Origin of the sequence: Paraburkholderia phymatum (assembly GCF_040965635.1) — a bacterium.
Taxonomy (GTDB): Bacteria; Pseudomonadota; Gammaproteobacteria; order Burkholderiales; family Burkholderiaceae; genus Paraburkholderia; species Paraburkholderia phymatum_B.
This window is the reverse complement of record NZ_JBFRCH010000010.1, coordinates 56,091-79,926: the sequence shown is the minus strand read 5'-3', so window position 1 is coordinate 79,926 and position 23,836 is coordinate 56,091. Positions and strand designations below refer to the sequence as shown.

Annotated in this window: 22 protein-coding genes; 13 read left to right on the top strand and 9 right to left on the bottom strand. The window is 63.1% G+C overall.

The annotated features are described in order from the left end of the window. The first annotated feature begins 26 nt into the window (after window positions 1-26). From AB4Y32_RS19330 to AB4Y32_RS19285, 10 genes are all read left to right on the top strand, one after another. Entirely contained in the window at window positions 27-746 is a 720-nt protein-coding gene (locus AB4Y32_RS19330) for a GntR family transcriptional regulator (protein WP_368722879.1), read from the top strand. Between the two features lie 218 nt (window positions 747-964). Continuing rightward, window positions 965-2,704 (top strand): oxalyl-CoA decarboxylase, encoded by a 1,740-nt coding sequence (gene oxc / locus AB4Y32_RS19325; protein ID WP_368722878.1) that lies wholly within the window; start codon window positions 965-967, stop codon window positions 2,702-2,704. Between the two features lie 26 nt (window positions 2,705-2,730). Further along, a complete protein-coding gene (frc, locus tag AB4Y32_RS19320) occupies window positions 2,731-3,981 on the top strand; it encodes a formyl-CoA transferase (protein ID WP_368722877.1) in 1,251 nt (416 codons plus the stop codon). 128 nt (window positions 3,982-4,109) lie between these two features. After that, window positions 4,110-4,541, top strand: coding sequence for a PAS domain-containing protein (locus tag AB4Y32_RS19315; protein WP_368722876.1), 432 nt, complete (start codon window positions 4,110-4,112; stop codon window positions 4,539-4,541). 105 nt (window positions 4,542-4,646) lie between these two features. Next, window positions 4,647-4,874, top strand: coding sequence for a hypothetical protein (locus AB4Y32_RS19310; protein WP_368722875.1), 228 nt, complete (start codon window positions 4,647-4,649; stop codon window positions 4,872-4,874). Window positions 4,875-5,167: 293 nt separating this feature from the next. Next, window positions 5,168-6,415 carry a formyl-CoA transferase gene (gene frc, locus AB4Y32_RS19305; RefSeq protein ID WP_368722874.1) on the top strand — a complete coding sequence of 416 codons (1,248 nt, stop codon included), beginning with the start codon at window positions 5,168-5,170 and terminating at the stop codon, window positions 6,413-6,415. 92 nt (window positions 6,416-6,507) lie between these two features. Further along, a complete protein-coding gene (locus AB4Y32_RS19300; protein WP_368722873.1) occupies window positions 6,508-7,308 on the top strand; it encodes a fumarylacetoacetate hydrolase family protein in 801 nt (266 codons plus the stop codon). 167 nt (window positions 7,309-7,475) lie between these two features. Then, window positions 7,476-8,498, top strand: coding sequence for a 2-dehydropantoate 2-reductase (locus AB4Y32_RS19295; RefSeq protein ID WP_368722872.1), 1,023 nt, complete (start codon window positions 7,476-7,478; stop codon window positions 8,496-8,498). 461 nt (window positions 8,499-8,959) lie between these two features. Continuing rightward, the gene (locus tag AB4Y32_RS19290; RefSeq protein WP_368722871.1) at window positions 8,960-9,748 is read left to right on the top strand and encodes an SDR family NAD(P)-dependent oxidoreductase; all 789 of its coding nucleotides are present in this window, start codon (window positions 8,960-8,962) and stop codon (window positions 9,746-9,748) included. An 18-nt stretch (window positions 9,749-9,766) separates the two neighbouring features. Continuing rightward, complete coding sequence (locus AB4Y32_RS19285) at window positions 9,767-10,588, top strand: DUF72 domain-containing protein (RefSeq protein WP_368722870.1); 822 nt, start codon at window positions 9,767-9,769, stop codon at window positions 10,586-10,588. Window position 10,589: 1 nt separating this feature from the next. Here AB4Y32_RS19285 and AB4Y32_RS19280 read toward each other — a convergent pair whose 3' ends face one another. The 4 genes from AB4Y32_RS19280 to AB4Y32_RS19265 form a co-directional block, all read right to left on the bottom strand. Continuing rightward, a complete protein-coding gene (locus AB4Y32_RS19280; protein WP_368722869.1) occupies window positions 10,590-10,952 on the bottom strand; it encodes a hypothetical protein in 363 nt (120 codons plus the stop codon). Between the two features lie 390 nt (window positions 10,953-11,342). Further along, entirely contained in the window at window positions 11,343-12,494 is a 1,152-nt protein-coding gene (locus AB4Y32_RS19275; RefSeq protein ID WP_368722868.1) for a porin, read from the bottom strand. Window positions 12,495-12,766: 272 nt separating this feature from the next. Next, window positions 12,767-13,213, bottom strand: coding sequence for a hypothetical protein (locus AB4Y32_RS19270; protein ID WP_368722867.1), 447 nt, complete (start codon window positions 13,211-13,213; stop codon window positions 12,767-12,769). Window positions 13,214-13,569: 356 nt separating this feature from the next. Further along, complete coding sequence (locus AB4Y32_RS19265; RefSeq protein WP_368722866.1) at window positions 13,570-14,106, bottom strand: cupin; 537 nt, start codon at window positions 14,104-14,106, stop codon at window positions 13,570-13,572. A gap of 305 nt (window positions 14,107-14,411) precedes the next feature. Between AB4Y32_RS19265 and AB4Y32_RS19260 the strand changes: the two genes are divergently transcribed. Then, window positions 14,412-17,246: a sensor domain-containing phosphodiesterase gene (locus AB4Y32_RS19260; RefSeq protein WP_368722865.1), complete on the top strand. Its 2,835-nt coding sequence runs from the start codon at window positions 14,412-14,414 to the stop codon at window positions 17,244-17,246. A 7-nt stretch (window positions 17,247-17,253) separates the two neighbouring features. Here the strand turns inward: AB4Y32_RS19260 and AB4Y32_RS19255 are convergent, their stop codons facing one another. From AB4Y32_RS19255 to AB4Y32_RS19245, 3 genes are all read right to left on the bottom strand, one after another. Beyond that, the gene (locus tag AB4Y32_RS19255) at window positions 17,254-17,838 is read right to left on the bottom strand and encodes a peroxidase-related enzyme (RefSeq protein ID WP_368722864.1); all 585 of its coding nucleotides are present in this window, start codon (window positions 17,836-17,838) and stop codon (window positions 17,254-17,256) included. 954 nt (window positions 17,839-18,792) lie between these two features. Next, window positions 18,793-20,235: an MFS transporter gene (locus AB4Y32_RS19250; RefSeq protein ID WP_368722984.1), complete on the bottom strand. Its 1,443-nt coding sequence runs from the start codon at window positions 20,233-20,235 to the stop codon at window positions 18,793-18,795. Window positions 20,236-20,289: 54 nt separating this feature from the next. Further along, window positions 20,290-21,114: an SDR family oxidoreductase gene (locus tag AB4Y32_RS19245; RefSeq protein ID WP_368722863.1), complete on the bottom strand. Its 825-nt coding sequence runs from the start codon at window positions 21,112-21,114 to the stop codon at window positions 20,290-20,292. Window positions 21,115-21,415: 301 nt separating this feature from the next. Here AB4Y32_RS19245 and AB4Y32_RS19240 point away from each other — a divergent pair, with 301 nt between their 5' ends. Further along, window positions 21,416-21,655: a hypothetical protein gene (locus tag AB4Y32_RS19240; protein WP_368722862.1), complete on the top strand. Its 240-nt coding sequence runs from the start codon at window positions 21,416-21,418 to the stop codon at window positions 21,653-21,655. A gap of 175 nt (window positions 21,656-21,830) precedes the next feature. Here AB4Y32_RS19240 and AB4Y32_RS19235 read toward each other — a convergent pair whose 3' ends face one another. Both AB4Y32_RS19235 and AB4Y32_RS19230 read right to left on the bottom strand, forming a co-directional pair. Next, the gene (locus AB4Y32_RS19235; protein WP_368722861.1) at window positions 21,831-22,220 is read right to left on the bottom strand and encodes a hypothetical protein; all 390 of its coding nucleotides are present in this window, start codon (window positions 22,218-22,220) and stop codon (window positions 21,831-21,833) included. A 168-nt stretch (window positions 22,221-22,388) separates the two neighbouring features. Next, on the bottom strand, window positions 22,389-22,715 hold the full coding sequence (locus tag AB4Y32_RS19230) for a DUF190 domain-containing protein (protein WP_368722860.1): 327 nt from the start codon (window positions 22,713-22,715) through the stop codon (window positions 22,389-22,391). A gap of 218 nt (window positions 22,716-22,933) precedes the next feature. Between AB4Y32_RS19230 and AB4Y32_RS19225 the strand changes: the two genes are divergently transcribed. Beyond that, window positions 22,934-23,719, top strand: coding sequence for a class I SAM-dependent methyltransferase (locus tag AB4Y32_RS19225; protein WP_368722859.1), 786 nt, complete (start codon window positions 22,934-22,936; stop codon window positions 23,717-23,719). Window positions 23,720-23,836 lie beyond the last annotated feature (117 nt).

The window sequence follows — 23,836 nt, the reverse complement described above, 5'->3', positions numbered from 1 at the left end:
TTCGACAACGAGGAGACACGTCGACCATGTCCACCGACACGCAAGAGAATGTCCGCACGGTCCCGTTGAGCCTGAACCTGACGCCGATCAGCGCGACGGCATCGCTGCGCGATCAGGCGTATGCGCGGCTGAAGCAGGCGATCGCGAGCACCGACATCTATCACTCGCGTGAAGAAGTGCGTCTGGATGAGAAGGAGCTGACCGAGGCGCTCGGCGTGAGCCGCACGCCGGTTCGCGAGGCGATGACGCTGCTCGAACAGGAAGGCTTTCTGCGCACGATCCCGCGCCGCGGTGTCTACATCCTGCGCAAGACGAAGAAAGAGATCGTCGAGATGATCTGCATGTGGGCCGCGCTCGAAAGCGTGGCGGCGCGTCTGGCGACCCAGCGTGCGTCCAATGAGGACATCGCGCGGCTGCGCGCGATGTTCGACCATTTCAACGAGGCCACGCCGACCGATCACATCGAGGAGTACTCGGAGGTGAACATCGCGTTTCATCAGGCGCTCGTCGAGCTCTCCGGCTCGCAGATCATCCTCGAAACGATCAAGAACATCTTCATGCACGTGCGCGCGATACGCCGCATGACGATCGCGCAGAGCGACCGCGCGTCGCGCTCGATCGAGGACCACATGCGCATCATCGAAGCGCTCGAAGCGCGCGACACCGAACGCGTCGAAACGCTCGTGCGCCAGCACTCGCTCGACCTCGCGCTGTACGTCGAAGCGCATTGCGATTTTCTGGACTGAGGTCTCGCAAACCACTCGCGCGACCCCAGGACTATCCCGTACGGGCGCTTGATGCAGTGCACGATTCAAGCGCCCAGACCCTTCAAACACAAAGCTTAAGAGACCTTTTGCGATGCAGCAGCACGAACAGGCAACCGCAAAAAACCGTTGACTAATATTGTGTTTGGAATATTGTATATCACGAGACGCACACAACACCCGGCCAAGGAGGAGACGTCATGGCAGATGTACTTGAGATCAGACCGCAGGAATCCGCTGAAGAGAACGCACAACAAATGACGGACGGTTTCCACCTCGTCATCGATGCACTGAAGGCGAACGATATCGACACGATCTTCGGTCTGGTCGGCATTCCTATCACGGACCTTGCGCGCCTCGCGCAAGCCGAAGGAATGCGCTTTATCGGTTTCCGTCATGAGCAGCATGCGGGCAATGCGGCCGCTATCGCTGGCTACATGACCCAAAAGCCCGGCATTTGCCTCACGGTGTCCGCGCCGGGCTTCCTGAACGGCCTCACGGCACTCGCCAACGCGACGACGAACTGCTTCCCGATGATCCTGATCAGCGGATCGAGCGAGCGTGAAATCGTCGACTTGCAGCAGGGCGACTACGAAGAGATGGACCAGCTGAACGCAGCGAAGCCGTACGCGAAGGCCGCGTATCGCGTGCTGCACGCCGAGGACATCGGCATCGGCGTTGCGCGTGCGATCCGCGCGGCCGTGTCGGGCCGTCCGGGCGGCGTGTATCTGGACCTGCCCGCGAAGCTGCTGTCGCAAACCATCGATGCCGTGAAGGCCAAGCAATCGCTCGTGCGCGTGATCGACGCCGCGCCGCGCCAGTTGCCCGCGCCGGATTCGGTGAAGCGCGCCATCGATCTGCTCAAGGGTGCGAAGCGTCCGCTCGTGCTGCTCGGCAAGGGCGCTTCGTATTCGCAGGCCGACAAGGAGATCCGCGCGTTCATCGAGAAGACGGGCATTCCGTATCTGCCGATGTCGATGGCCAAGGGCCTGCTGCCCGACACGCACGAGCAATCGGCCTCCGCTGCGCGTTCGTTCGTGCTCGCCGAATCCGACGTCGTCGTGCTGGTCGGCGCGCGCCTGAACTGGCTGCTGTCGCACGGTAAGGGCAAGACGTGGGGCGCTCCGAAGAAGTTCGTGCAGATCGACATCTCGCCGCAGGAAATGGACAGCAACGTCGCGATCGCGGCGCCTCTCGTCGGCGACATCGGTTCGTGCGTGGCCGCGCTCGTCGATCAGGTCGGCGATAACTTCCCGCGTCCGCCGAAGGAATGGCTCGACGCCGTCAACGAGAAGAAGAACAAGAACCTCGAAAAGATGGCGGCGACGCTCGCGAAGAATCCTTCGCCCATGAACTTCCACAGCGCGCTGCGCGTGCTGCGCGATATCGTCAAGCAGAACCCCGACATCAACGTCGTGAACGAAGGCGCGAACACGCTCGACTATGCGCGCGCCATCATCGACATGTACGAGCCGCGCAAGCGTTTCGACTCAGGCACGTGGGGCGTGATGGGCATCGGCATGGGCTTCGCGATCGGCGCGGCCGTGACGAGCGGAAAGCAGGTGCTCGCGATCGAAGGCGATAGCGCATTCGGCTTCAGCGGCATGGAGCTGGAAACGATCTGCCGCTACGAGCTGCCCGTGTGCACGGTGATCTTCAACAACAACGGCGTGTATCGCGGCACCGACGTGAATCCGACGGGCGGCAAGGACGTTGCGCCGACCGTGTTCGTGAAGGACGCGCGCTACGACAAGATGATCGAAGCCTTCGGCGGCATTGGCTACAACGTGACGACGCCCGAAGAACTCGAAAAGGCCCTCAAGGAAGCCATCGCATCCGGCAAGCCGACGCTGATCAACGCAGTGATCGACGAGGCGGCCGGTACGGAAAGCGGACGCCTGACCAATCTGAACCCGCAAAGCGCGGCAATGAAAAAGTGACCTCAGCCAACCACGGAGATACGAAAGTGACCAAACCCCTTGAAGGCGTCAAGATCATCGACTTCACGCACGTGCAGGCAGGTCCTGCTTGCACGCAGCTGCTCGCCTGGTTCGGCGCCGATGTGATCAAGGTCGAACGTCCGGGCGCGGGCGACGTGACGCGCAACCAGCTGCGCGACATCCCCGGCGTCGACGCGCTGTACTTCACGATGCTCAACAGCAACAAGCGTTCGCTGACGCTCGACACGAAGACGCAGGACGGCAAGGAAGTGCTCGAACGGCTGATCAAGGAATCGGACGTGCTGGTCGAGAACTTCGCACCGGGCGCGCTGGACCGCATGGGCTTCACGTGGGAGCGCATCAACGAGCTGAATCCGAAGATGATCGTCGCGTCGGTGAAGGGTTTCAGCGATGGCCACCATTACGACGACCTGAAGGTCTATGAAAACGTCGCGCAGTGCGCGGGCGGCGCCGCATCGACGACGGGCTTCTGGGACGGCCCGCCGACGGTGAGCGCGGCTGCACTCGGCGATAGCAACACGGGCATGCACCTCGCGATCGGCATTCTCACGGCGCTGATCGGCCGCGACAAGACGGGCAAGGGCCAGAAGGTTGCCGTGTCGATGCAGGACAGCGTGATCAACCTGTGCCGCGTGAAGCTGCGCGATCAGCAGCGTCTGGACCGCGTCGGCTATCTGGAAGAGTATCCGCAGTATCCGCACGGCGAGTTCACCGATGTCGTGCCGCGCGGCGGCAATGCGGGCGGCGGCGGCCAGCCGGGCTGGGTGCTCAAGTGCAAGGGCTGGGAAACTGATCCGAACGCGTACATCTACTTCACGGTTCAGGGCCACGCCTGGGAGCCGATCTGCCGCGCGATCGGCAAGCCCGAGTGGATCGACGATCCCGCGTACAAGACGGCCGAAGCGCGCCAGCCGCACATCTTCGATATCTTCAACACGATCGAACTGTGGCTCGCCGACAAGACGAAGTTCGAAGCCGTCGACATCCTGCGCAAGTTCGACATTCCGTGCTCGCCCGTTCTGTCGATGAAGGAAATTGCGAACGATCCGTCGCTGCGTGCAAGCGGCACGATCACGGAAGTGCAGCACAAGGCGCGCGGCAGCTATCTGACGGTGGGCAGCCCGATCAAGTTCTCGGACATGAAGCCCGAGATCACGGGTTCGCCGCTGCTCGGCGAGCACACGGAAGAAGTGCTCAAGGGCCTCGGCTACAGCTTCGACCAGATCGCCAGCATGCGCGAAGCGAAAGTGGTGTAATCGCAGAGGCGTTTCACACTGGGCTCCGTGTTGCAGCAGAAGCTGTTGCAAAAGCGGAGCCCTGTCGAACAGCGCCTTAGCCAGGCGCTGTTTTTCACTGAGCGGCAGCCATATACACGAGCCCCAATATGCAAGCAGCCATCGATTACGAACAACTGGTCAATGCGATCGGCGATGCCGTCGTCATTTCCGACAAGAGCGGCGCGATCACGCTGTGGAATCCCGCAGCCGAGCGCATGTTCGGATTCACGCAAGAAGAAGCACTCGGCAAATCACTCGATCTGATCATTCCCGAACGTCTGCGCGGGCGTCATTGGGAAGGCTATGAAAAGACCATGGCGACGGGACAGACGCGCTATGGCAACGATGTGCTGCGGGTGCCTTCCGTTCACAAGGATGGCCGCGCGCTGTCCATCGCTTTTACCGTCGCACTGTTGTATTCGGATACGCGCGAACTGACGGGCATCGTTGCCATCATTCGCGACGAAACCGCGCGCTTCCAGGAAGACCGCAATCTGCGCAAGCGCATCGCGGAACTCGAGGCGCGCGTCAGCGCCTGAAGTGGCGTTCCCGTTGTTGCTCGCGGGCGGCGCGTGCGCCGTCCCGCACTCGCGCAGTCAATATCACGTCGATCGCCGTCGCGGCGATCAGCACGGAGAACATCGATGCGTGTAGAAACCTTCGGGCCGTATCAAGTCGAATTGTCGGCCATGCAGTTCATTCACAACGGCGGCTGGGCCGCATTCGCCGCCGTGCGCAAACTCGACGACGGCGCCGATGCGCCCGTTCATGTCCTGCCGTATCAACAGGTCGCCGACCACACCGTATTCGCCACCGAAGCCGCGGCTATTGCGGCCGCGCGAGGCGCCGCCTTTGCGTTGATCGAGCCATAGGCTCGCCGAGAGCGCCGCTTCTCTCTTCACGCTTCCACAATCTGCCGACCGCCACCGTCGCATTCGCCTTTGGGCGAATCGCGAGGGCGGGGCGCGTCCGCAGTGGGCGCTGAGTACCTTCGTTGCCCATAAGGGTTTTTCCCCGCAAAAAAACGCCCGAAAAAGCTTGCTCAAATAGCGGGCTGTAAATACGATATATCACATATCAGATGCATTCGAAGCTAGGGCAGGACAGTCCCGATGTGCGCGAATCGCGTCCGCAACGTACAGCAAACAATGATGGGAGACGTAGCATGGGCAAAGCACTCGACGGTGTGCGCATTCTCGATTTCACGCATGTGCAGTCGGGACCGACGTGCACGCAGCTGCTGGCGTGGTTCGGCGCGGACGTGATCAAGGTGGAGCGCGCGGGCGCGGGCGACATCACGCGCGAGCAGCTGCGCGACGTGCCCGGCGCCGACAGCCTGTACTTCACGATGCTCAACCACAACAAGCGCTCGGTGACGATCGACACGAAGAATCCCGAGGGCAAGCTCGTGCTCGAGGCGCTGATCCAGAAGTGCGACGTGCTGGTGGAGAACTTCGCGCCGGGTGCGCTGGACCGCATGGGCTTCACGTGGGAGCGCATCCAGGAGCTCAATCCGCGCATGATCGTCGCGTCGGTGAAGGGCTTCGGTCCGGGGCCGTACGAGGACTGCAAGGTGTACGAGAACGTCGCGCAGTGCGTGGGCGGCGCGGCGTCGACGACGGGCTTCGACGATGGCCCGCCCGTGGTGACGGGCGCGCAGATCGGCGACAGCGGCACGGGCCTGCATCTGGCGCTGGGCATCGTCACGGCGCTTTACCAGCGCACGATGACGGGCCGCGGCCAGAAGGTGCTCGCGGCGATGCAGGACGGCGTGCTGAACCTGTGCCGCGTGAAGCTGCGCGACCAGCAGCGTCTGGAGCGCACGGGCGTGATGAAGGAGTACCCGCAGTATCCGAACGGCACGTTCGGCGAGGCGGTGCCGCGCGCGGGCAACGCATCGGGCGGCGGCCAGCCGGGCTGGATTCTCAAGTGCAAGGGCTGGGAGCACGATCCGAACGCGTACATCTACTTCATCACGCAGGCGCCGGTGTGGGTGAAGATCTGCAACGTGATCGGCAGGGAAGAGTGGGCGACACATCCGGACTACGCGACGCCGGACGCGCGCCTGCCGCGCCTGAAGGAAATCTTCGCGGAAGTCGAGCGCTGGACGATGACCAAGACCAAGTTCGAGGCGATGGAAATCCTCAACGAGCACGACATTCCGTGCGGCCCGATCCTGTCGATGAAGGAGATCGCCGACGACGAATCGCTGCGTAAAACAGGCACGATCGTCGAGGTCGAGCACCCGGTGCGCGGCAAGTACCTGACCGTGGGCAATCCGATCAAGCTGTCGGACAGCCCGACGGAAGTGACGCGCTCGCCGCTGCTTGGCGAGCACACGGATGAGGTGATGGCCGAACTCGGCTACTCACGCGAGCAGATCGACGCGCTCAGAACGGCTGGCGCCATTTGAGCCAGGTTGAACGAATACACAAACAGGCTTCAACTCGTGACGCGGGCGTATTCACCGTGTCGGTCGATAAAAAACATTGTGGAGACGGTTCGATGACATCGTGGATACGCTTTCAGCAGCCGCACGGTTATATCGGTTTCGGTGTGCTCGATAACGCGAGCATTGCCGAATACGACGGCGACATGTTCGGCGACGCGAAACCCAACGGCAAGCATTGGCCGCTGAATGAAGTCGAGTTGCTGAGTCCGTGCATGCCGACCAAAGTCGTCGCGCTCTGGAACAACTTTCATGCGCTGTCGCAGAAGCTCGGCAAGGCGGCGCCGTCGCATCCCCTCTTTCTGATCAAGCCGCCGATGTCGGTGATCGGCCCAGGCGCGCCGATTCGCCGCCCGAAAGGCTACAGCGGCAAGATCGCATACGAGGGCGAGCTCGGCATCGTGATCGGCAAGCGCTGCACGAACGTCTCACCCGAAGTCGCCGACGACTACATCTTCGGCTACACGTGCATCAACGACGTCACGGCCGTCGACCTGCTGAACGAAGACCCGAATTTCGCGCAATGGTGCCGCTCGAAAGGCTTCGATACGTTCAGTTGCATCGGTCCCGTCATCGAACGCGAATTCGACTGGCGCAAGGCGAGTGTCGTCACGCGCCTCGACGATGTCGAACGCCAAAACTATCCGCTCTCCGACATGATCTTCACGCCCGCCGAACAGGTCAGCATGATCTCGCACGACATGACGCTGATGCCCGGCGACGTCATCGCGTGCGGCACGTCGATCGGCGTCGGCTCGATCAAGGATGGCTCGACTGTCGTGGTGTCGATCGAAGGCATCGGCGCCTTGCCGAACCAGCTTGTGGCTGCTCGCCCCGTCGAGGCGGCCGCGCAATAAACGCGCATTGGGTACGCGGATGAGTCGGCCGCGCGTTTCGTCAATATGCCCGTCAAGAAACGGGCGCATGAGTCGGCAACGATGAACCGACGATGACGATCGCGCGCCGCGTCTTTGGACGCCCCGGCTCGATCTCACTGATCACTTCTTGGAATGGGAGCAGATAGATGAAGATCTGTGTTTATGGAGCCGGCGCGATTGGCGCATATGTCGGCGCACAGTTGGCGCTTGCGGGCGCGGATGTCAGTTTCGTCGCGCGCGGCCCGCATCTGGCCGCGATGCAGCGCAACGGCGTGCGCTTGTTGATCGACGATACCGAGCGTCTCGTCAATGTGCGCTGTTCATCGGACCCGCGCGAGCTGGGTCCGCAGGACTATGTGATCATCGCGCTGAAGGCGCATTCGGTGCCGGGCGTCGTCGATGCAATCCAGCCGCTGCTGGGTCCGAAGACGGCGATCGTCACGGCCGTCAATGGCATACCGTACTGGTACTTCTACAAGCATGGCGGCGAGTTCGCGGGCACGACGCTCGAAAGCATCGACCCTGGCGGCACGCAATGGAAGAAGTTCGGACCGGAGCGCGCGATCGGCTGCGTCGTCTATCCGGCAGCGGAGATCGTCGAACCGGGCGTGATCAAGCACGTGTACGGCAAGAAGTTTCCGATCGGCGAACCCGACGGCACACGTTCGCCGCGTGTCGAGGCGCTCTCCGAAATCATGGTTGCGGCGGGACTCGAAGCGCCCATCCGCGACAACATCCGCGACGAAATCTGGCTGAAATTGTGGGGCAATCTGTGCTTCAACCCGATCAGCGCGCTCACGCACGCGACGCTCGATGTCATCACGAGCAACGTCGGCACGCGCGCCGTCGCCAAGACGATGATGCTCGAAGCGAAGTCGGTGGCTGACCGCTTCGGCGTGCATTTCCGTGTGGATGTCGAAAGGCGTATCGATGGCGCGGGCGCCGTGGGCGCGCACAAGACTTCGATGCTGCAGGATCTCGAAGCCGGACGTCCGATGGAGATCGATCCGCTGCTGACCGTCGTGCAGGAGATGGGGCGCCTCGTCAGTCACGAGACGCCGACCATCGACACGGTGCTCGCGCTCATCAAGTTGCGCGAGCAGATCGCGCAGCAGAAGGACACGGGCGCGACGCATGCAGCTAAACCGGAACAGGCGAAAGCCGCGTAACGGCGTATAGCAGTCGCACACGCGCACTCGCACAAGCGGGCCGCCTCATCCATGCAAGCGGATGAGGCGGCCTGCGCGCGCTCGGTGCGTCGTTTCGTTGGCATCTCCGCGTATCCTTGATCGCGTGGATAGCTTGTTATTCGACATTGGGTTCACGCACTACCCGATTTCCATTCGATGGACCCGCACGTCGACGAGGCTGAGCGAACGTCTGTCGAATGCTAGCGCCGCTCGCCTTTTCATGCCGGCGCGTGATCGTCGACGTAGCGCCGTTCGCTGACATTGCAGCGACTCCGATGCGATTGCATCGTGGCCTTCGCGCGCAATTCATGTCTGTCCTTCTGCACGATTTTCGCAGCGGTTCTACACTCGCGAATGCAGCTACGCGATGCGAGCGCATGCGCCATGCCGCGCCCTTGCACGCGATGCATCTCCCGCTCGACTTCAAAGGACATCGTCAAATGGATCTCAAGATCAAGGACAAGCTCGCCTTCGTGTCCGGCTCGACGAAGGGCATCGGCCACGCGATCGCAGCCGGACTCGCGCGCGAAGGCGCGCAGGTCGTCGTCAACGGGCGCACGCAGCAGTCGGTCGATCAGGCGATCGGCGCGCTGCGCGTGAAAGTGCCGGGCGCGAATGTGCAAGGCTTTGCAGGCGACGTGTCCGATCCCGCGCAAGTCGCCCGTCTCGTCGAGCGCTTTCCGCATGTGGACATTCTCGTCAACAACATGGGCATCTTCGACCCGAAGCCATTCGAAGAAATCTCGAATGAAGAGTGGCAGCACTTTTTCAACGTCAATGTGCTGTCGGGCGTGCAGTTGTCGCGCGCGTATCTGCCGGGCATGAAGAAAAGGAACTGGGGGCGCGTGGTGTTCATCAGCAGCGAAAGCGGCATTCAGATTCCGACCGAGATGATTCACTATGGCCTGACCAAGACCGCGCAGCTCGCGCTGTCGCGTGGCCTTGCAGAAACGTGCACGGGCACGGCCGTAACGGTCAACGCCGTATTGCCGGGGCCGACCAGTTCGGACGGCGTCGAGGAATTCGTCGCGAAGCTTTCGGGCGGACAAAGCTTCGAGGCCTTCGAGAAGCAGTTCTTCGAAGAAGCGCGTCCGAGCTCGATCCTCAAGCGCTTCACGACGCCTGACGAGGTCGCGAACATGGTCGTGTACGTGTGCTCGGCGCTGTCGTCGGCGACCAATGGCGCGGCGTTGCGCGTGGACGGCGGCGTCGTGCGCTCGGCTTTCTGATTCATAAAGGCGTCAACGATGGCCACTCGAAAAAAGGCAACGCGCATTCGCGTCGGTATTGGCGGCTGGACGTTCGAGCCGTGGCGCGGCGTGTTCTATCCGGAAGGGCTCGCGCAGAAACGCGAACTGGAATACGCGAGCCGGCAACTCACGACGATCGAAATCAACGGCACGTTCTACGGCTCACAAAAACCCGAGACGTTTGCGAAGTGGCACGACGAAACACCCGACGACTTCGTCTTTTCGCTGAAGGCGCCACGTTTCGCGACGCATCGGCGCGTGCTCGCGGAAGCGCGTGATTCCGTCGAGCGCTTTCTCGCAAGCGGCGTGCTCGAGCTGAGGAACAAGCTCGGCCCGATCAACTGGCAATTCGCGCCAACCAAGCAGTTCGATGCCGACGACTTCGGCAACTTTCTCGAACTGCTGCCGGCGGAAGTGAACGGACACGCGCTGCGCCACGCAGTCGAAGTGCGTCACGCGAGCTTTTGCGACGAGTCCCTGGTCGCGCTCGCGCGCAAGCGCGATGTCGCGATCGTCGTCGCGGGCGATTCGAAATATCCGCAGATCGCCGATCCGACGGCCTCGTTCGTCTATGCGCGGATCATGGGCACGGAAGAGGCGAACCCGCTCGGCTATGCGGACGACGCGCTCGATCAATGGGTCGAGCGTGCGCAGGCCTGGGCCTCGGGCGGCGCGCCCGACGATCTCGACAGCTACGGCCGTCCCGCCGCGAAGAAAGCGCGCGACGTGTATCTCTATGTGATCAGCGGCCACAAGGCGCACAACCCCGCAGCCGCGATGGCGCTGATCGAGAGGATCAAGCAGAACGCGGGCGAGTGACTCAGCGCTCGGGCGCCTCCAGCGTGCACGCTGATGATTCGTCGGCCGCATCGAACTTCGCGTTCTCCGCGCCGCGCGCGACGGGCGGCTCGAATGCGGCCCACTGTGTCCAGTCGGGCACGGCGCCCGGTGTTTTCAGGCGCAGCGCGCGCGACCCGTCGACGAATACGAGCGATTCGAGATCGAACAGATCGTCCGCGCTGACATCTCCCAGTGTCACGCGTCCCACTTGGTGAGTGAAGCGTAGATTCCCTTCGCGCAGCAGATCCAGATAGGCGTCGTGCTGCGAAATATCGTGCTGGGTGGCGGGCGGTTTGATCGCCCACCGGTTCAACAGTTTCGCGGCGATTTCGGCATCGAACATCGTGATTTCTCCTCGCCTGAGCACCGCAAGCACGATGACTTGCGGCGGACTGGCGTCCGCGTCGCGGCGGACTCTCCGTCAATAGTTAGTGCTTTCGCAAATGCGAAAGACATGTACACCCGTCACTATAGTCAAAATCATGGTGCGATGCACAAAGGCGCGTTGACCCTGGCGGCCTGATCGTTGTTTTGGCGTCAATGATATGTGGCGCCGAATCGTCGAATTGCAAGCCGCGGCGGACGAAGCGCACGGCTTCGCGTGAAATGCGGCGATGCAGCGGATCGTTCGAACAATGCACGACGAAGCGCGAAAAAAAGCCCGCCGCATGAAGTGCGGCAGGCTTTGAAAAGCAAAGTCCGGATGATTTGAAGCCGGCTGAAGCAGACCCGATCAGAAGCGATGGCGCATGCCGATGGTGGCGACGACCTGATTGGCCGTCGACGAAGCGCCGCCCGACGTATTGATGAACGCAACATAGCCGTGGCCGATCGCGTGCTGATACATCGCTTCGGCGTACACGTCCGTGCGCTTCGAGAACGAATAGACGGCTTGCGCATTGACCTGGTTGAACTTCGGATCGGAGCCGAAAGTACGCGAGCCGCTGGTATGACCGTCGGTGTACGTGTCCGTAATGCCGAACGAGATGGCCGGCGTGAACGCGTACTTGGCGTTCAGTTCGTAGTTGTCGAAGTGCATCGAGCCGTTCGTCATGCCGAATGCGGACGACTGCTGATAGTGGCTGTTCGTGTAGACGAAGCCGACCACGGCGGGACCGAACGCGTAGTTGATGCCCGCGCCGAACACGCGCTCGACACCCGCGCCGACCTGGAAGCCGCCCGTGCCGTTCGCGGCCGATTCGGCCGTATCGATCGCGCCACTCGTGTTCGTCGTGCTGTTCGAGCCGTTGATCTGCAGATAGCCGGCCGCGATGTTCAACGGACCCCACTGGTAGCTCGCGCCCGCGCTATACGCGCGGTTCATCGCGAAGTCGGTGCTGTTCGAGAACGCGTACAGCGCGCCGAACTTGAAGCCCGCGTAGTTGTTGCTCGCGTACTTGACCGAGTTGCTCATCCGCACGGAGTGGTTCAGGTTGTCGTTGTCGAACGGATGCGCGAAGCCCGTGTCGCCGAACGTGCCGGCCGTGCCCGACAGCGGCGCGACGTAGTCGACGAGCGAGTCGTACTGGCGGCCGAGCGTGAGCGTGCCGTATGTGCTGCTGCCGAGACCGACATACGCCTGGCGGCCGAACAGACGACTGTGCTGGCCGAGCGTGCCGTTCTGCACGTTGAAGCCGTTTTCGAGCACGAAGAGCGCCTTGTAGCCGCCGCCCAGATCTTCTGCGCCGCGCACGCCGAAGCGGCTGCCGTTGATCGTGCCGCTCGTCGCCTGCCACAGCGCGCCGCTCGTGCCGCTCTTCTGTACGTTGTTGGTGTACATGAGACCCGCGTCGATTAGGCCATACAGCGTGACCGAGCTTTGCGCGTGTGCAGCCGATGTGGCAAACAGGCCGAGCACCGCGACCGCGGCGGGAATTCTTTTCATGGTTAAGCTCCAGCTAGTCCAGACAGTGAGTGAAAAAACAGCCTGGCGAGTATAGGAAAATGCGGGGCTCGATTTAACGCCGTGCGGCTGAAGGAGACCCTTGCACGGCGACGCGGTAATGCGTCATCAAATCGAAACAATCGCAATGAAGAGCCGCACGCGATTGACACGCGGCGCATGAAATTGCGCGAGAAAGATTAGCGGCGGGGGGATGGCCGTTTGATGGCAGCGTGCACCATGTGGGGAATTACAACAGTCTCGACTTTCGGCTCTCAGCCGTCGCTGCACACGATCGCCGTGAGGACGAAAGGCAGCACCTGCTTCACGGTTGCGCCGCTGCCTGCCTGCTGCACGCGCACGCGCACCGACTCGGAAGGACCGGACACGACGGCGCCATAAATCGAATCCGCTTCCGCCTTTCCATCGCCTTTGCGGAAGATCGCGTCGTCGCGCTGATAGCCGAGTATCGCGTAGACGCGAAAGCCGAATGCGGTGAGATCGCGGCCGCGCATCGGACGAAATGCATTGACGGAATTCGCTTCGACGCGCATCGGTTTTGGATCGATGTATTGATCGTCGAGCAGCGCCTGGATGAAAGTGTGCGCGTCGGTGTTGCAGACGAGTTGCTCATCGAGTTCGAGCGCGTGCGCGGGTAGCGCGCAGAGTCCCGTTCCCACTGCGGTCAGTACGGCAAGCGAATTGATGAAGACCTTTGTCATGGTACTGGCGCGAGACCCTGCACCGGCGAACGCCGTTACGGGATGTTAGCCCGAACGCGCCGCGAACGTCAGCGAACATCAGTGGAGGTCCGTACGGTAGCGATCGTTGCGCGGCGTGGCGCATGTGCTTGCCGGCAATGCGTCGGCACGCATCGGGCCGCGTGCGAGGCGGGCACCGGGCCGCGCCTGCGCTTTGTGCAAGCCGCGCATTCGCGCGCAACGCAGCGCACGAGACGTGACAGCTTCGATCGGACGCCGATGACGTTAGCCTCGCCCGCCTGCAACGAACATTCAGCGTGATGGCCGCGCGTTGAAGCGCTCAGGATCGTTTTCGGCGGCAACGAGAGCCGCGAGCGTCACGCGGCCTTCAGCCAGTTTTCCATCAGCGGCCCTTGTGCGCCGAGCACGGGATCGCTGTGCGGAAACGGCAGCGCCTCCATCGCGATGCGTTCCTTTTCGGTCAGCGCTTCGCGCCGTATGTCCCACTGCTGCCCCGGCGGATAGGCGCCGACGACCAGCAGCGGCCCGCTCGACGATTCGAGGCAATGGCCCGTGCCTGCGGGCAGCAGGATCACGTCGCCTGTTTCCAGATGCACGACGCGCCCGCCCGGCCCGCCGACGATCACATCCGCGGTGCCCCCTGCCATACCCAGCACCTCATGGGCCGAAGAGTGAAAGTGATGATAGTCGAAGACGCCGTTGCGCCATTTCGGCGGCCAGCCGTTGCGCGTGAACATCGCTTCGAACGTGGAGGCGAGCTTGTCGCCGTCGCCCGGATCGTCCAGCACGTCGCGATACAGGATGACGGGCAGATGCCCGTTGTTCGGCACCCAGTCGCGCGGGCCGAGCCTGAATGCGTCGGCGTGCACCGGGACCCTCGAATGTGCTTGCATGTCTGCTCCTCGAAACGGTGCGCCGCGCAAGCGGACGGAAAGCATGCGTCGCCTGAGCGGCACGGACGTTAGCTAAACAGCAAGTGCCGTTCCGCAGCAATCAGGGCAAAACCGAATCGCGAAAGCTTGGGTGCAAACGTTTTCACGCCCTGTGGCCGATATTATTTGCGGGTCGGATACATCAAGTTTGCCTCCGCTTTCGTCGATATAACAGCCTTGCATCAGATGGGAGCAAGCGCTGAAGAGCAAATTCCCGTCGACATCAACGAACGAAAAACAATCCTGGACGGCGCGAGGGCTGACTTATGTGGAATGCCGGTCTGTCGGCAAGCAGAACGGACGCGCAATCGATCGACGACGCGGCGCGCGCCGTCGACACGCTCGGCGCATCATGGGCGTGGTATCGCGCGGGCCAGCAGCTCGAACTGGTTCGCGAGGGCGCGACGCGTTTCGACTGGCCGCGCACGATCGTGCCTTCGATGCTGCACGATGCGTGCGCCGAGTATGACTGGATCGCGTGGCCCACGGGGCGCGGCGAGCTTGCGCTCGGCTGGCTGCTTGCGCCTGCCGCATTCGCATCCGATGCGCGGCTCGCCGCGCTCGCGCGCGCGATCGGCGAGCAGATGCAGACGGATGCGCTGCTGCGCGCGCAGAACGTGCAGCGCGTGCTGTACGACATCGCGTATCTTGCCAGCTCGATCAGCGAGCGCACCGAGTTCCTGCAGGCGATTCACGAGCGACTCGGCACACTGATCGACGCGGAGAACTTCTATCTCGCGCTGTACGACCGCGAGACAGGCGCCGTCACGTACCCGTACTACATCGACCTGATCGATACCGAAGCCGTCGACGCGAACCATATGGACATGGTCGACCCCGAGCGGCTGTCGCTCACTGGCTATGTGCTGACCACGGGCCAGCCGCTTCTGATCGACGAGAACGGCATCGTCGAGGCGGCCGCGGCGAGACGCTTTCATTGTGTCGGGCATCGGCCGAAGTTCTGGATGGGCGCGCCGCTGAAGAACGCTTCGGACGAAGTGTTCGGCATGTTGACGATGCAGGTCTACGACGCGTCGCGTATCTACAGCGCGGAGGACCGCGCGCTTTTTCTCGTCGTCGCGCGGCATGTGGCGATGGCGCTCGATCGCATTTTGCATCGCGTCGGACTGGAAGCCGAAGTCGCGCGCCGCACGGCCGAGCTTTCGCGTCTGAACGACACGCTGCGCGCCGAAATCGCCGAGCGCGGGCGCGGGCAGCACCTGCAGGCGGCGCTGTTTGAAATCGCGGAACTGTCGAGTCAGTCCGTCGAGATCGGCAAGTTCTTTCGCAGCCTGCATGAGATCGTCGGCGGGCTGCTGTATGCGGAGAACTTCTATATCGCGCTGTACGATCACGGCACGGCCGAGGTGTCGTTTCCGTATTACATCGACGAAGCGCTGCGCGACGTGCCCGCGCCGCGCCGTGGCGAGCGCGGCCTCACCGAGTACGTGATCCGCCGGCGCGTGCCGTGCCTGATCGATACCGACGATGCCGTGCGTCTCGTCGAAGCGGGCGAGATCAGCCTCGCCAGCGAGAATATCCGCTTGCGTTCGTGGCTCGGCGTGCCGATGTTCGACGGCGATGTCGTGCGCGGCGTGCTCGTCGTGCAGAGCTATTCGTCGAGCGTGCGCTACGACGGGCGCGATCAGGAGCTGCTGACGTTCGTCTCGCGTCACATCGATACCGCGCTGTCGCGGCGGCGCGTCGCGGAAGCGCAGCACGCGGCGAATCTCGAACTCGAAGCGCGCGTGCTCGCGCGCACGCAGGAACTCGACGAGGCCAACGCGCGCCTGCTGCACGAGAACTATCACGACGCGTTGACGGGCCTGCCGAACCGCACGCATCTGTACGAGCGGCTCGAAGCGGCGTGGCATGGCTACAGCCGGCGCGGCGTGCCGCTGTCGGTGCTCTTCATCGATCTGGACCGCTTCAAGGTCATCAACGACAGTCTCGGCCATCTGTTCGGCGATGCGTTGCTCGTCGAAGCGGCGGCGCGCCTGCGCGAATGTTTGCGGCGCGACGATCTGCTGGCGCGGCTGGGCGGCGACGAGTTCGCCGTCGTCGTGCCGGGCGCGAGCCTGCAGACGGTGCTGTCGCTCGCGGAACGCATCCTCGCGGCCTTCGATGCGCCGTTCAACATCGACGAGCAGACGGTGTTCACGTCGTGCAGCGTCGGCGTCGTGAGCGCCGACAGCGCGTTCCATCTGAAGCCCGCCGATCTGCTGCGCGATGCCGATGCCGCGATGTACCGCGTGAAGAATCGCGGCCGCGACAGCTTTGCGATGTTCAATCAGCAGATGCGCCGCGAGCTGTCGGATCAGATCGAAACGGAAGGCGCGCTGCGCAACGCGCTCAAGCGCGATGACGAACTGGTGCCGTATTTCCAGCCGATCGTCGACATCGCGACGGGCGAACTCGTCGCGCTCGAAGCGCTGATCCGCTGGCGGCAGCCGAATGGCGAAGTCTGGGCGCCGGGCCGCTTTTTGCCCGCCGTGGAAGGGCTCAAGCTGATCGGCCGGCTCGACATGTACATGCTCAAGCGAGTCGCCGAGATTCTGGCGCAGCGCGTGCATATGGACTGGCCGCTCGTGCAGGTCAATCTGTCGAGCTACAGCATCACGCGCCCCGAGTTCGCGAACGAGTTGCTCGAATTGCTGAAGCGCTACGATGTGCACCCGTCGCGCATCTCGCTCGAACTGACGGAAGGCGCGCTCGTTGCCGAGCCGGACCTTGCGCGCAACACGATGCAAAGTCTCGCGGACAACGGCATGTGTGTCGTGCTGGACGACTTCGGCACGGGCTTCTCGTCGTTGAGCTATGTGCATCAGTACCGCTTCAGCGGGCTGAAGATCGACAAGTCGTTCGTGCTCGAACTGACGCAGAGCACGCGCAGCCGCGCAATCGTGCGTGCGATCGTGCGGATGGCGGAATCGCTCGAATTGACGGTCGTCGCAGAAGGCATCGAAGACGAGCCGACGCTCGAATTGCTGCGCACGATCGGCGCGGCGCATGGGCAGGGCTATCACCTCGCGCGGCCGATGTCGCTGGAAGACCTGATGTCGTCGCCGCTCGCGCCGCGCTCGAAGGCGCTCGAACAGTAAGCGCCGTTTATGTGCGAGGGACGCGGCCCATCAGATAGAACTCGTCGTTGGGCCGCATCGAGATCACGTTCGCCATCCGGTTCGACAAGCCGAAGAACGCGGTGATCGCGGCAATGTCCCAGATGTCGGCATCGCTGAAGCCGTGGCCGCGCAGTGTGGCGAAATCGTCGTCGTTCACCGAGGCCGAGTCGCGGCACACCTTCACCGCGAATTCGAGCATCGCTTTCCGGCGCGGCGTGATGTCAGCCTTGCGGTAGTTGACTGCGATCTGATCGGCGAGCAGCGGCGCTTTTTCGTAGATGCGCAGAATGGCGCCGTGCGCGATGACGCAATACAGGCAGTCGTTCACGGCGCTCGTCGCGACAACGATCATTTCGCGCTCGGCTTTCGTGAGGCCGCCTTCCTTCAGCATCAACGCATCGTGGTAGGCGAAGAACGCGCGGAATTCGTCGGGACGGTGCGCGAGTGTGAGGAACACGTTCGGCACGAAACCGGCCTTGTCCTGGACCTCGAGAATCCGCGCGCGGATGTCGTCGGGCCATTCTCCCGGTGCGGGGACCGGGTAGCGGCTGATGGGGAGGGGGTTTGTCATGACATGTCTCCGGTCTATTCTCTGCTGTCTGCGACACTCTATTGTCGGTGTTTCTCGCTCGCCGCGGGCATCCGCGTATGCGGTTTGTGTCTGCGACTGCCTTTTTGTGTGGTTGTGTCAGCGTACCGCTGGCATCCGCGATGCGCCTGGCGGCGCGGGCGTTGCCCCTGTGCGGGGCGGCACCTACTCTTCTTTGCCGCGGCAAAGAAGAGTAGGCAGAAGAAAGCCGCTCACACCGCCAGTGCTTGACGCTTACCCACGGGCTCTCAACGGCCCCGTGTTTCGTGCGGCAGCGTGCTGGCCAATGCGCGTTGCCAACTCACTGGTTAAATGCCTCACCCGCGACATACACCCATGACATGGCTAGGGCATCGAACGTTTCATCGCCGCGTGTCGGTAGTGAATGAGGTTGCTGCGACGTACAGGACGCCGCCCTCACTTGTAGCGGCATCGCGTAGCGAGAGTGTCCTGGGCGGCGCGAAGGCCTACACACAGTTTGCCGCGAAGGGGCCGGGGATATTCGATGTCGCGGGCCCGTAACGCAGGTGCATGAAGCAGGTGAGGCGTTCAGGCAGTGCGCTGGCAAGGAACACAAGCCAGCACACTGCCGCAAGAAATGCGGGGACGTTGAGGGCCCGCGGGTAAACGTCAAGCACTGGCGGTGTGAGCGGCTTTCTTCTGCCTACTCTTCTTTGCCGCGGCAAAGAAGAGTAGGTGCCGCCCCGCACAGGGGCAACGCCCGCGCCGCGAGGCGCATCGCGGATGCCAGCGGCACGCTGACCCAACCATCACAAAAAGGCAGTCGCAGACACGAACCGCATCGCGGATGCCAGCGCAGAGGCAAAAGCACCACAATAAAAGGGCCGTCGCAGACAAAACCGCATCGCGGATGCCAACGCAAAGGCAAAAAACAAAGAGCGTCGCGGACAAAACAAGAACCTTACAACAAGAGCCTTACGCCTTCGTCGTCACTTCCCGCTTGCCCCGCACGATCTCATCGCCGGCATTCGGCGACAAGCGCCGCGTAACGGGAATTGACGCGAACGAACACAAACCGACCACCAGAAACGCCGGCCAGAAATCCGACCATTGCAGCGCCGAGTGACCATGCAAGGCCCGCGTGATCTGCAGCACGATGCCCGCAACCGTCACGCCGAGCCCCAGCGAAATCTGTTGCACGACACTACCAAGGCTCGTCGCGCGTCCCACGTCGCGGCTTTCGATCTCGGCGTAAGTCATCGAATTGAGGCTCGTAAACTGCAGCGCGGGGAAGAAGCCGCCGAGCAGCACGATGACCCAGATGAGCCACGTCGGCGTGCCCGGAAAGAACACGCCGCACGCGGCAATCGCGATCCCCGAGCAAGCGGCGTTGTACATCAGCACCGTGCGAAAGCCGTAGCGGCGCAACACGGTGGCCGCGAGCGTGCGCATGAAGATGCCGCCGAACGCCGACGCGCAGGTGATCAGCCCCGATTCGAACGCGCTCATGCCAAGCCCCTCCTGCAGCATGAGCGGCAGCAGAAACGGCACGGCGCCAAGACCGATGCGAAACAGCGACCCGCCGAGCACGCTCGCCTGAAACGTCGGCACGCGGAAAAAACGCAGATCGAGCAGCGGACGCTCGGCACGCCGCGCATACAGCACATAGACACCGAGCATCGCGGCGCCGACGAGCGTCATCATGACGGCGGTAGTGCCCGTCACGAGCTCGCCGTCGGTGAGCGACAGCCCCAGCAGAAACAGCGACGCGCCGCCCGCCGACAGAATGAAGCCCGTCCAGTCGAGCGGTCCGGGATGCGGCTCGCGTGTGTTCTGGATGTACTTGTTGGTGAGCCAGATGCCGAGAATGCCGACAGGAATGTTGATGAAGAAAATCAGCCGCCAGTGCAGATACGTCGTGATGAAGCCGCCGAGCAGCGGCCCCGCAGCGGGCCCGAGCATCGCCGGCACGCTCAGGTAGTTCATCGCGCGCACGTACTCGGAGCGGTCCACCACGCGGAAGATGATGATGCGCCCGACGGGCACCATCATCGCGCCGCCCACGCCCTGAATGAAGCGCGCCACCGTGAAGGGCGCAAGCGACGTCGACGCCGCGCACAGCAGCGAGCCGACGACGAAGATGCCGATGGCCGTGCGGAACACCGAACGCGCGCCGAAGCGGTCTGCGAGCCATCCGCACACGGGGATGAACACGCCGAGCCCGAGCACGTAGCTGGTGACGGCGATCTTCAGCGTGACGGGGTCCCGGCCGAACGCGCGCGCCATTTCCGGCAGCGCAGTGACGATGACGTTCGCATCGACGCTCTCCATGAACATCGCGCAAGCGACGATGATGGGAGCGGTAAAAGCCTTGAGGGCAGGCGGCACGGGCGGCGAGCGATGTAAGTGACCGCTGATTATTGCATAGCCCGTCTCGCGAGCGCCACGACGTTGTGTCCGCAACGGTGCGGCTTACAACACGGCAAGCCAGCCGCCATCGACGTAGATGATCTGTCCGTTCACATAGCTCGATGCCGCCGACGCCAGATACACGGCCGTGCCGACGAGTTCCTCCGGCTTGCCCCAGCGCTGCGCGGGGTTGCTGCTCTTCACCCACGCGTCGAACGATGCATTGGCGACGAGGGGCGCGTTCATGTCGGTGAGGATGTAGCCGGGGCCGATCGCATTCGCCTGAATGTCGTGCGCGGCCCACTCGGCGCTCATCGCGCGCGTGAGCATCTTGATGCCGCCCTTGGCCGCCGTGTAGGCGCCGACCGTCGCGCGCGCCGCTTCGCTCGTCAGCGAGCCGATGTTGATGATCTTGCCGCCCGCGCCGCGCGCGATCATCCGGCGCGCCGCTTCCCTGCCGACGATGAACGCCGCCGTGAGATTCGTATCGATCACGCGCTGCCAGTCGGCGAGCTTCAGTTCCACGAGCGGCTGACGGAACTGGATGCCCGCGTTGTTGACGAGAATGTCGACCTGGATGCCTTCGCTGTCCCAGTGCTCGAACGCGGCGCTGACAGCGGCCTCATCGGTGACGTCGAATGCGCGGCCAATCGCACGTTCAATCGCGTGCTCGATCGTGCGGCCATTTGCGCGGTCATTCGCGCGCTGCGCGTCGGACAGCTTTGCATTGAGCGCGGCAACCGCATCCGCGACGGCCTGCTCGCGCGTGCCATTGATGATCACGCGCGCGCCCGCCTGTGCGAGTCCTTCGGCGAGGGCAAGGCCGATGCCGCGGGTCGAGCCCGTCACGAGAGCGGTGCGTCCATCGAGGTCGAAAAGTGAAGGCATGCGGGTTCCTTCCTCCATGCGGCGATGCGGCGATGTGCTGATACGTGATCCCGCAGGATACGCGATCGCCAGTAGCGGTGCTTTTGTGCGCTGCATCGGCCACGCGGCGCGCGCCGGTTTGAATGGGGTGCTGGCATCCCATCATCGATGAATCTTGCGACGATGTAATGGATCAAACATTAGACGGCGTTGCCGGTGCGTGCCGCCGTGGTGGAGAAAAGGGGGCTGATGGGTCCCGCAGCGCGGCATTGCCCACCGCAGCGCGATCGTCGGTGAGGGCGTAAGCCCGGCGGAGTGCATCATGAAAGGTCTGCGCGAGAAGCGAAACGAGACGCTTGGTATTACCGTGTTTATTGTCGCCGTCGTATGGCTGCTGATTGCGACGATCATGTACAGCTCGATCACCGAAAAGCGTGGTTACAAGCTCGACAATTCCGCGACTATGACGGCGTCTGCTGCATCGGCCGTGGCTGCAGCGGCTGCGGCGGCGAACGCGGCGGCGAATGAGGGGGCGAATAAAGCCAAGGGCGTTTCGAAGTAAAAATCCGTGCGATGCGGAAAGCTTGCGCGAGAGCATCCGTCCCGTACATCAGCGCGATGAAGTCCGCACGGTATTCCGGTTCGACGAAATCAATGAGTGACTTTCGAATCGTCTGATGTCTAGTGCCATGCTGCTCGTGCAGCGCATGTCCGGCGAGTGAAACCCCAATGGTCTGCTATGCGCTCGAAGCCGAAGCGGACGGGGCCTTGCCTTCCGCGTGGCTTGTGTGATGCCGCGCATATTCGATCGCTTCGATCAGCACAGGTGCGATCTCGCCGACGCGTTCGCGCGGAATCCGTATCTCGACCCACTCACGCATCGCCGAGCGCCCGTACGGCTGGAACGCGAACGCGCGGCCGGCGCTGACGAGCATCGCGGCGCGTTCGGCGGGCAGCTTGATGCCAATTCCGCTGCCATACACGCAAAGCGCCAGATGCGAGCCGACGAACACGGCCGGGCAGCCGAACATCGCGCCCTCGCGCACGGAAGGGTCCTTGTCGTGGACGCAAGCGAACACCGCTTCGAACAGTCCGACATCGTGCAAGAGTCTTGGCTCTGTCTTCATCGCGATTCTCCTGATATCGGCATGCCGCGCGAAACTGCCGTCGCGCCGCATCGCGTGTCGAAAAGCGTCTGCGTGTTCTGTTCTGTGTGTCTGCGCCTGTTTGCACGTCGTCGTGCGGCCCATGCGTCGCAGTGTATGCGCCGGCGGTGTGATGCAGATTACGCGCTTTCAGGGATCGTCGCCGCCGAGCACCTCGAATTCGACTGGGCAGCGCGTGTAGAAGAGCGGCACGCCGCCGTGCCGTAAGCGATCGAGTAGCGCATCGACGCGCGCGTCGTCGCCCGCGAGCGTGACGGCGCGCGGCTGGTCGGCGAGTTCGAGAAAGCGCGCGGCGTGATATTTGCCGTGCACATCGATGCATTCGCTGATTTCGATGACCGTCGCGCCGTGAAGGCCCGCTTGCTGCGCCTCGTCGAGTATCCAGTCGATGGTGTTCTTGTGGTGCTTGCACGGGCCGGTGGTTGCCGCGTAGACGGTTAGCTGGCTGCCTTGCATCGCCGACTCCCTGTGCGTCGCGCTGACGGATGCGAACCATTATCGCGCTGCATGCGCCGGCGCGACAGTGTCGCAAGAGCGGTGCCCATTGAAGCAGTCGACGCACGCAAGCGCATGCGGCGGCGCGTCATCCAGCGACGCGTTCGCCCGTCCGCGCATTTGCTCGTGCGCGAGCGGATCGTTCACAATGAATCTCTTCGATACTCCGGGTTGCCGACATGACCAACAACAAAACGGATGACGTTCACCACGCCGCTGCGGAAGGCTATACGAAGGGCGCGGACACCTACGCGAAAGGCCGACCCGACTACCCCTCAGAACTGGCGGGCTGGCTGACGGGCGATATCGGGCTCGGGCCCGGCAAGATCGTCGTCGATCTCGGCGCGGGCACGGGCAAGTTCACGCCGCGCCTGATCGAGACGGGCGCGCAGGTGGTGGCCGTCGAGCCCGTCGCGCAGATGCGCGCGCAGCTCGCCGCTGCGTTGCCGCAAGCCGACGTGCGCGAAGGCACGGCGCAATCGTTGCCGTTCGGCGATGCCTCTGTCGATGCCGTCATATGCGCACAGTCGTTCCACTGGTTCGCGACGCGCGAGGCGCTCGCCGAGATTCGCCGTGTGCTGAAGCCCGGCGGGCATCTCGGGCTCGTATGGAACGTGCGCGATGCGCGCGTCGACTGGGTGGCGCGGCTCGATGCGATCGTCAGCGCGCGCGAGGGCGATGTGCCGCGCCATCACACGGGCAGGTGGCGCAACGCGTTTCCGTTCGACGGCTTCACGCAACTCGAAGAGCGGCACATGCCGCATGGACATACGGGCTCCATCGAGGATGTGATCGTGAAGCGCGTGCACTCGACGAGCTTCATTCTCGCGTTGCCGCCCGACGAATGGGCCGAAGTGGAACGCGAGGTGCGCGCGCTGATCGCATCGGAACCTGCGCTGGCGTCACGCGATGTCGTGACGATGCCGTACATCACCCATGCGTTTCGCGCGACGCGGATCGGCTGAAGGGTCGGCTGAAGGAATAGACCACGGCGCGGTCGACGGAAAGGCCCACGCGGGCGGCGCGAAACGCGATGCCTGATGAAACGCGAAATGCGAAACGCGAAATGCGATGAATCGCGA

Excerpts from the sequence above, each read along its gene's own strand:
- AB4Y32_RS19330 (WP_368722879.1), top strand. The coding sequence starts at position 27 with ATGTCCACCGACACGCAAGAGAATGTCCGCACGGTCCCGTTGAGCCTG.
- oxc (WP_368722878.1), top strand. The coding sequence starts at position 965 with ATGGCAGATGTACTTGAGATCAGACCGCAGGAATCCGCTGAAGAGAAC.
- AB4Y32_RS19315 (WP_368722876.1), top strand. The coding sequence starts at position 4,110 with ATGCAAGCAGCCATCGATTACGAACAACTGGTCAATGCGATCGGCGAT.
- AB4Y32_RS19310 (WP_368722875.1), top strand. The coding sequence starts at position 4,647 with ATGCGTGTAGAAACCTTCGGGCCGTATCAAGTCGAATTGTCGGCCATG.
- frc (WP_368722874.1), top strand. The coding sequence starts at position 5,168 with ATGGGCAAAGCACTCGACGGTGTGCGCATTCTCGATTTCACGCATGTG.
- AB4Y32_RS19300 (WP_368722873.1), top strand. The coding sequence starts at position 6,508 with ATGACATCGTGGATACGCTTTCAGCAGCCGCACGGTTATATCGGTTTC.
- AB4Y32_RS19295 (WP_368722872.1), top strand. The coding sequence starts at position 7,476 with ATGAAGATCTGTGTTTATGGAGCCGGCGCGATTGGCGCATATGTCGGC.
- AB4Y32_RS19290 (WP_368722871.1), top strand. The coding sequence starts at position 8,960 with ATGGATCTCAAGATCAAGGACAAGCTCGCCTTCGTGTCCGGCTCGACG.
- AB4Y32_RS19285 (WP_368722870.1), top strand. The coding sequence starts at position 9,767 with ATGGCCACTCGAAAAAAGGCAACGCGCATTCGCGTCGGTATTGGCGGC.
- AB4Y32_RS19280 (WP_368722869.1), bottom strand. The coding sequence starts at position 10,952 with ATGTTCGATGCCGAAATCGCCGCGAAACTGTTGAACCGGTGGGCGATC.
- AB4Y32_RS19275 (WP_368722868.1), bottom strand. The coding sequence starts at position 12,494 with ATGAAAAGAATTCCCGCCGCGGTCGCGGTGCTCGGCCTGTTTGCCACA.
- AB4Y32_RS19270 (WP_368722867.1), bottom strand. The coding sequence starts at position 13,213 with ATGACAAAGGTCTTCATCAATTCGCTTGCCGTACTGACCGCAGTGGGA.
- AB4Y32_RS19265 (WP_368722866.1), bottom strand. The coding sequence starts at position 14,106 with ATGCAAGCACATTCGAGGGTCCCGGTGCACGCCGACGCATTCAGGCTC.
- AB4Y32_RS19260 (WP_368722865.1), top strand. The coding sequence starts at position 14,412 with ATGTGGAATGCCGGTCTGTCGGCAAGCAGAACGGACGCGCAATCGATC.
- AB4Y32_RS19255 (WP_368722864.1), bottom strand. The coding sequence starts at position 17,838 with ATGACAAACCCCCTCCCCATCAGCCGCTACCCGGTCCCCGCACCGGGA.
- AB4Y32_RS19245 (WP_368722863.1), bottom strand. The coding sequence starts at position 21,114 with ATGCCTTCACTTTTCGACCTCGATGGACGCACCGCTCTCGTGACGGGC.
- AB4Y32_RS19240 (WP_368722862.1), top strand. The coding sequence starts at position 21,416 with ATGAAAGGTCTGCGCGAGAAGCGAAACGAGACGCTTGGTATTACCGTG.
- AB4Y32_RS19235 (WP_368722861.1), bottom strand. The coding sequence starts at position 22,220 with ATGAAGACAGAGCCAAGACTCTTGCACGATGTCGGACTGTTCGAAGCG.
- AB4Y32_RS19230 (WP_368722860.1), bottom strand. The coding sequence starts at position 22,715 with ATGCAAGGCAGCCAGCTAACCGTCTACGCGGCAACCACCGGCCCGTGC.
- AB4Y32_RS19225 (WP_368722859.1), top strand. The coding sequence starts at position 22,934 with ATGACCAACAACAAAACGGATGACGTTCACCACGCCGCTGCGGAAGGC.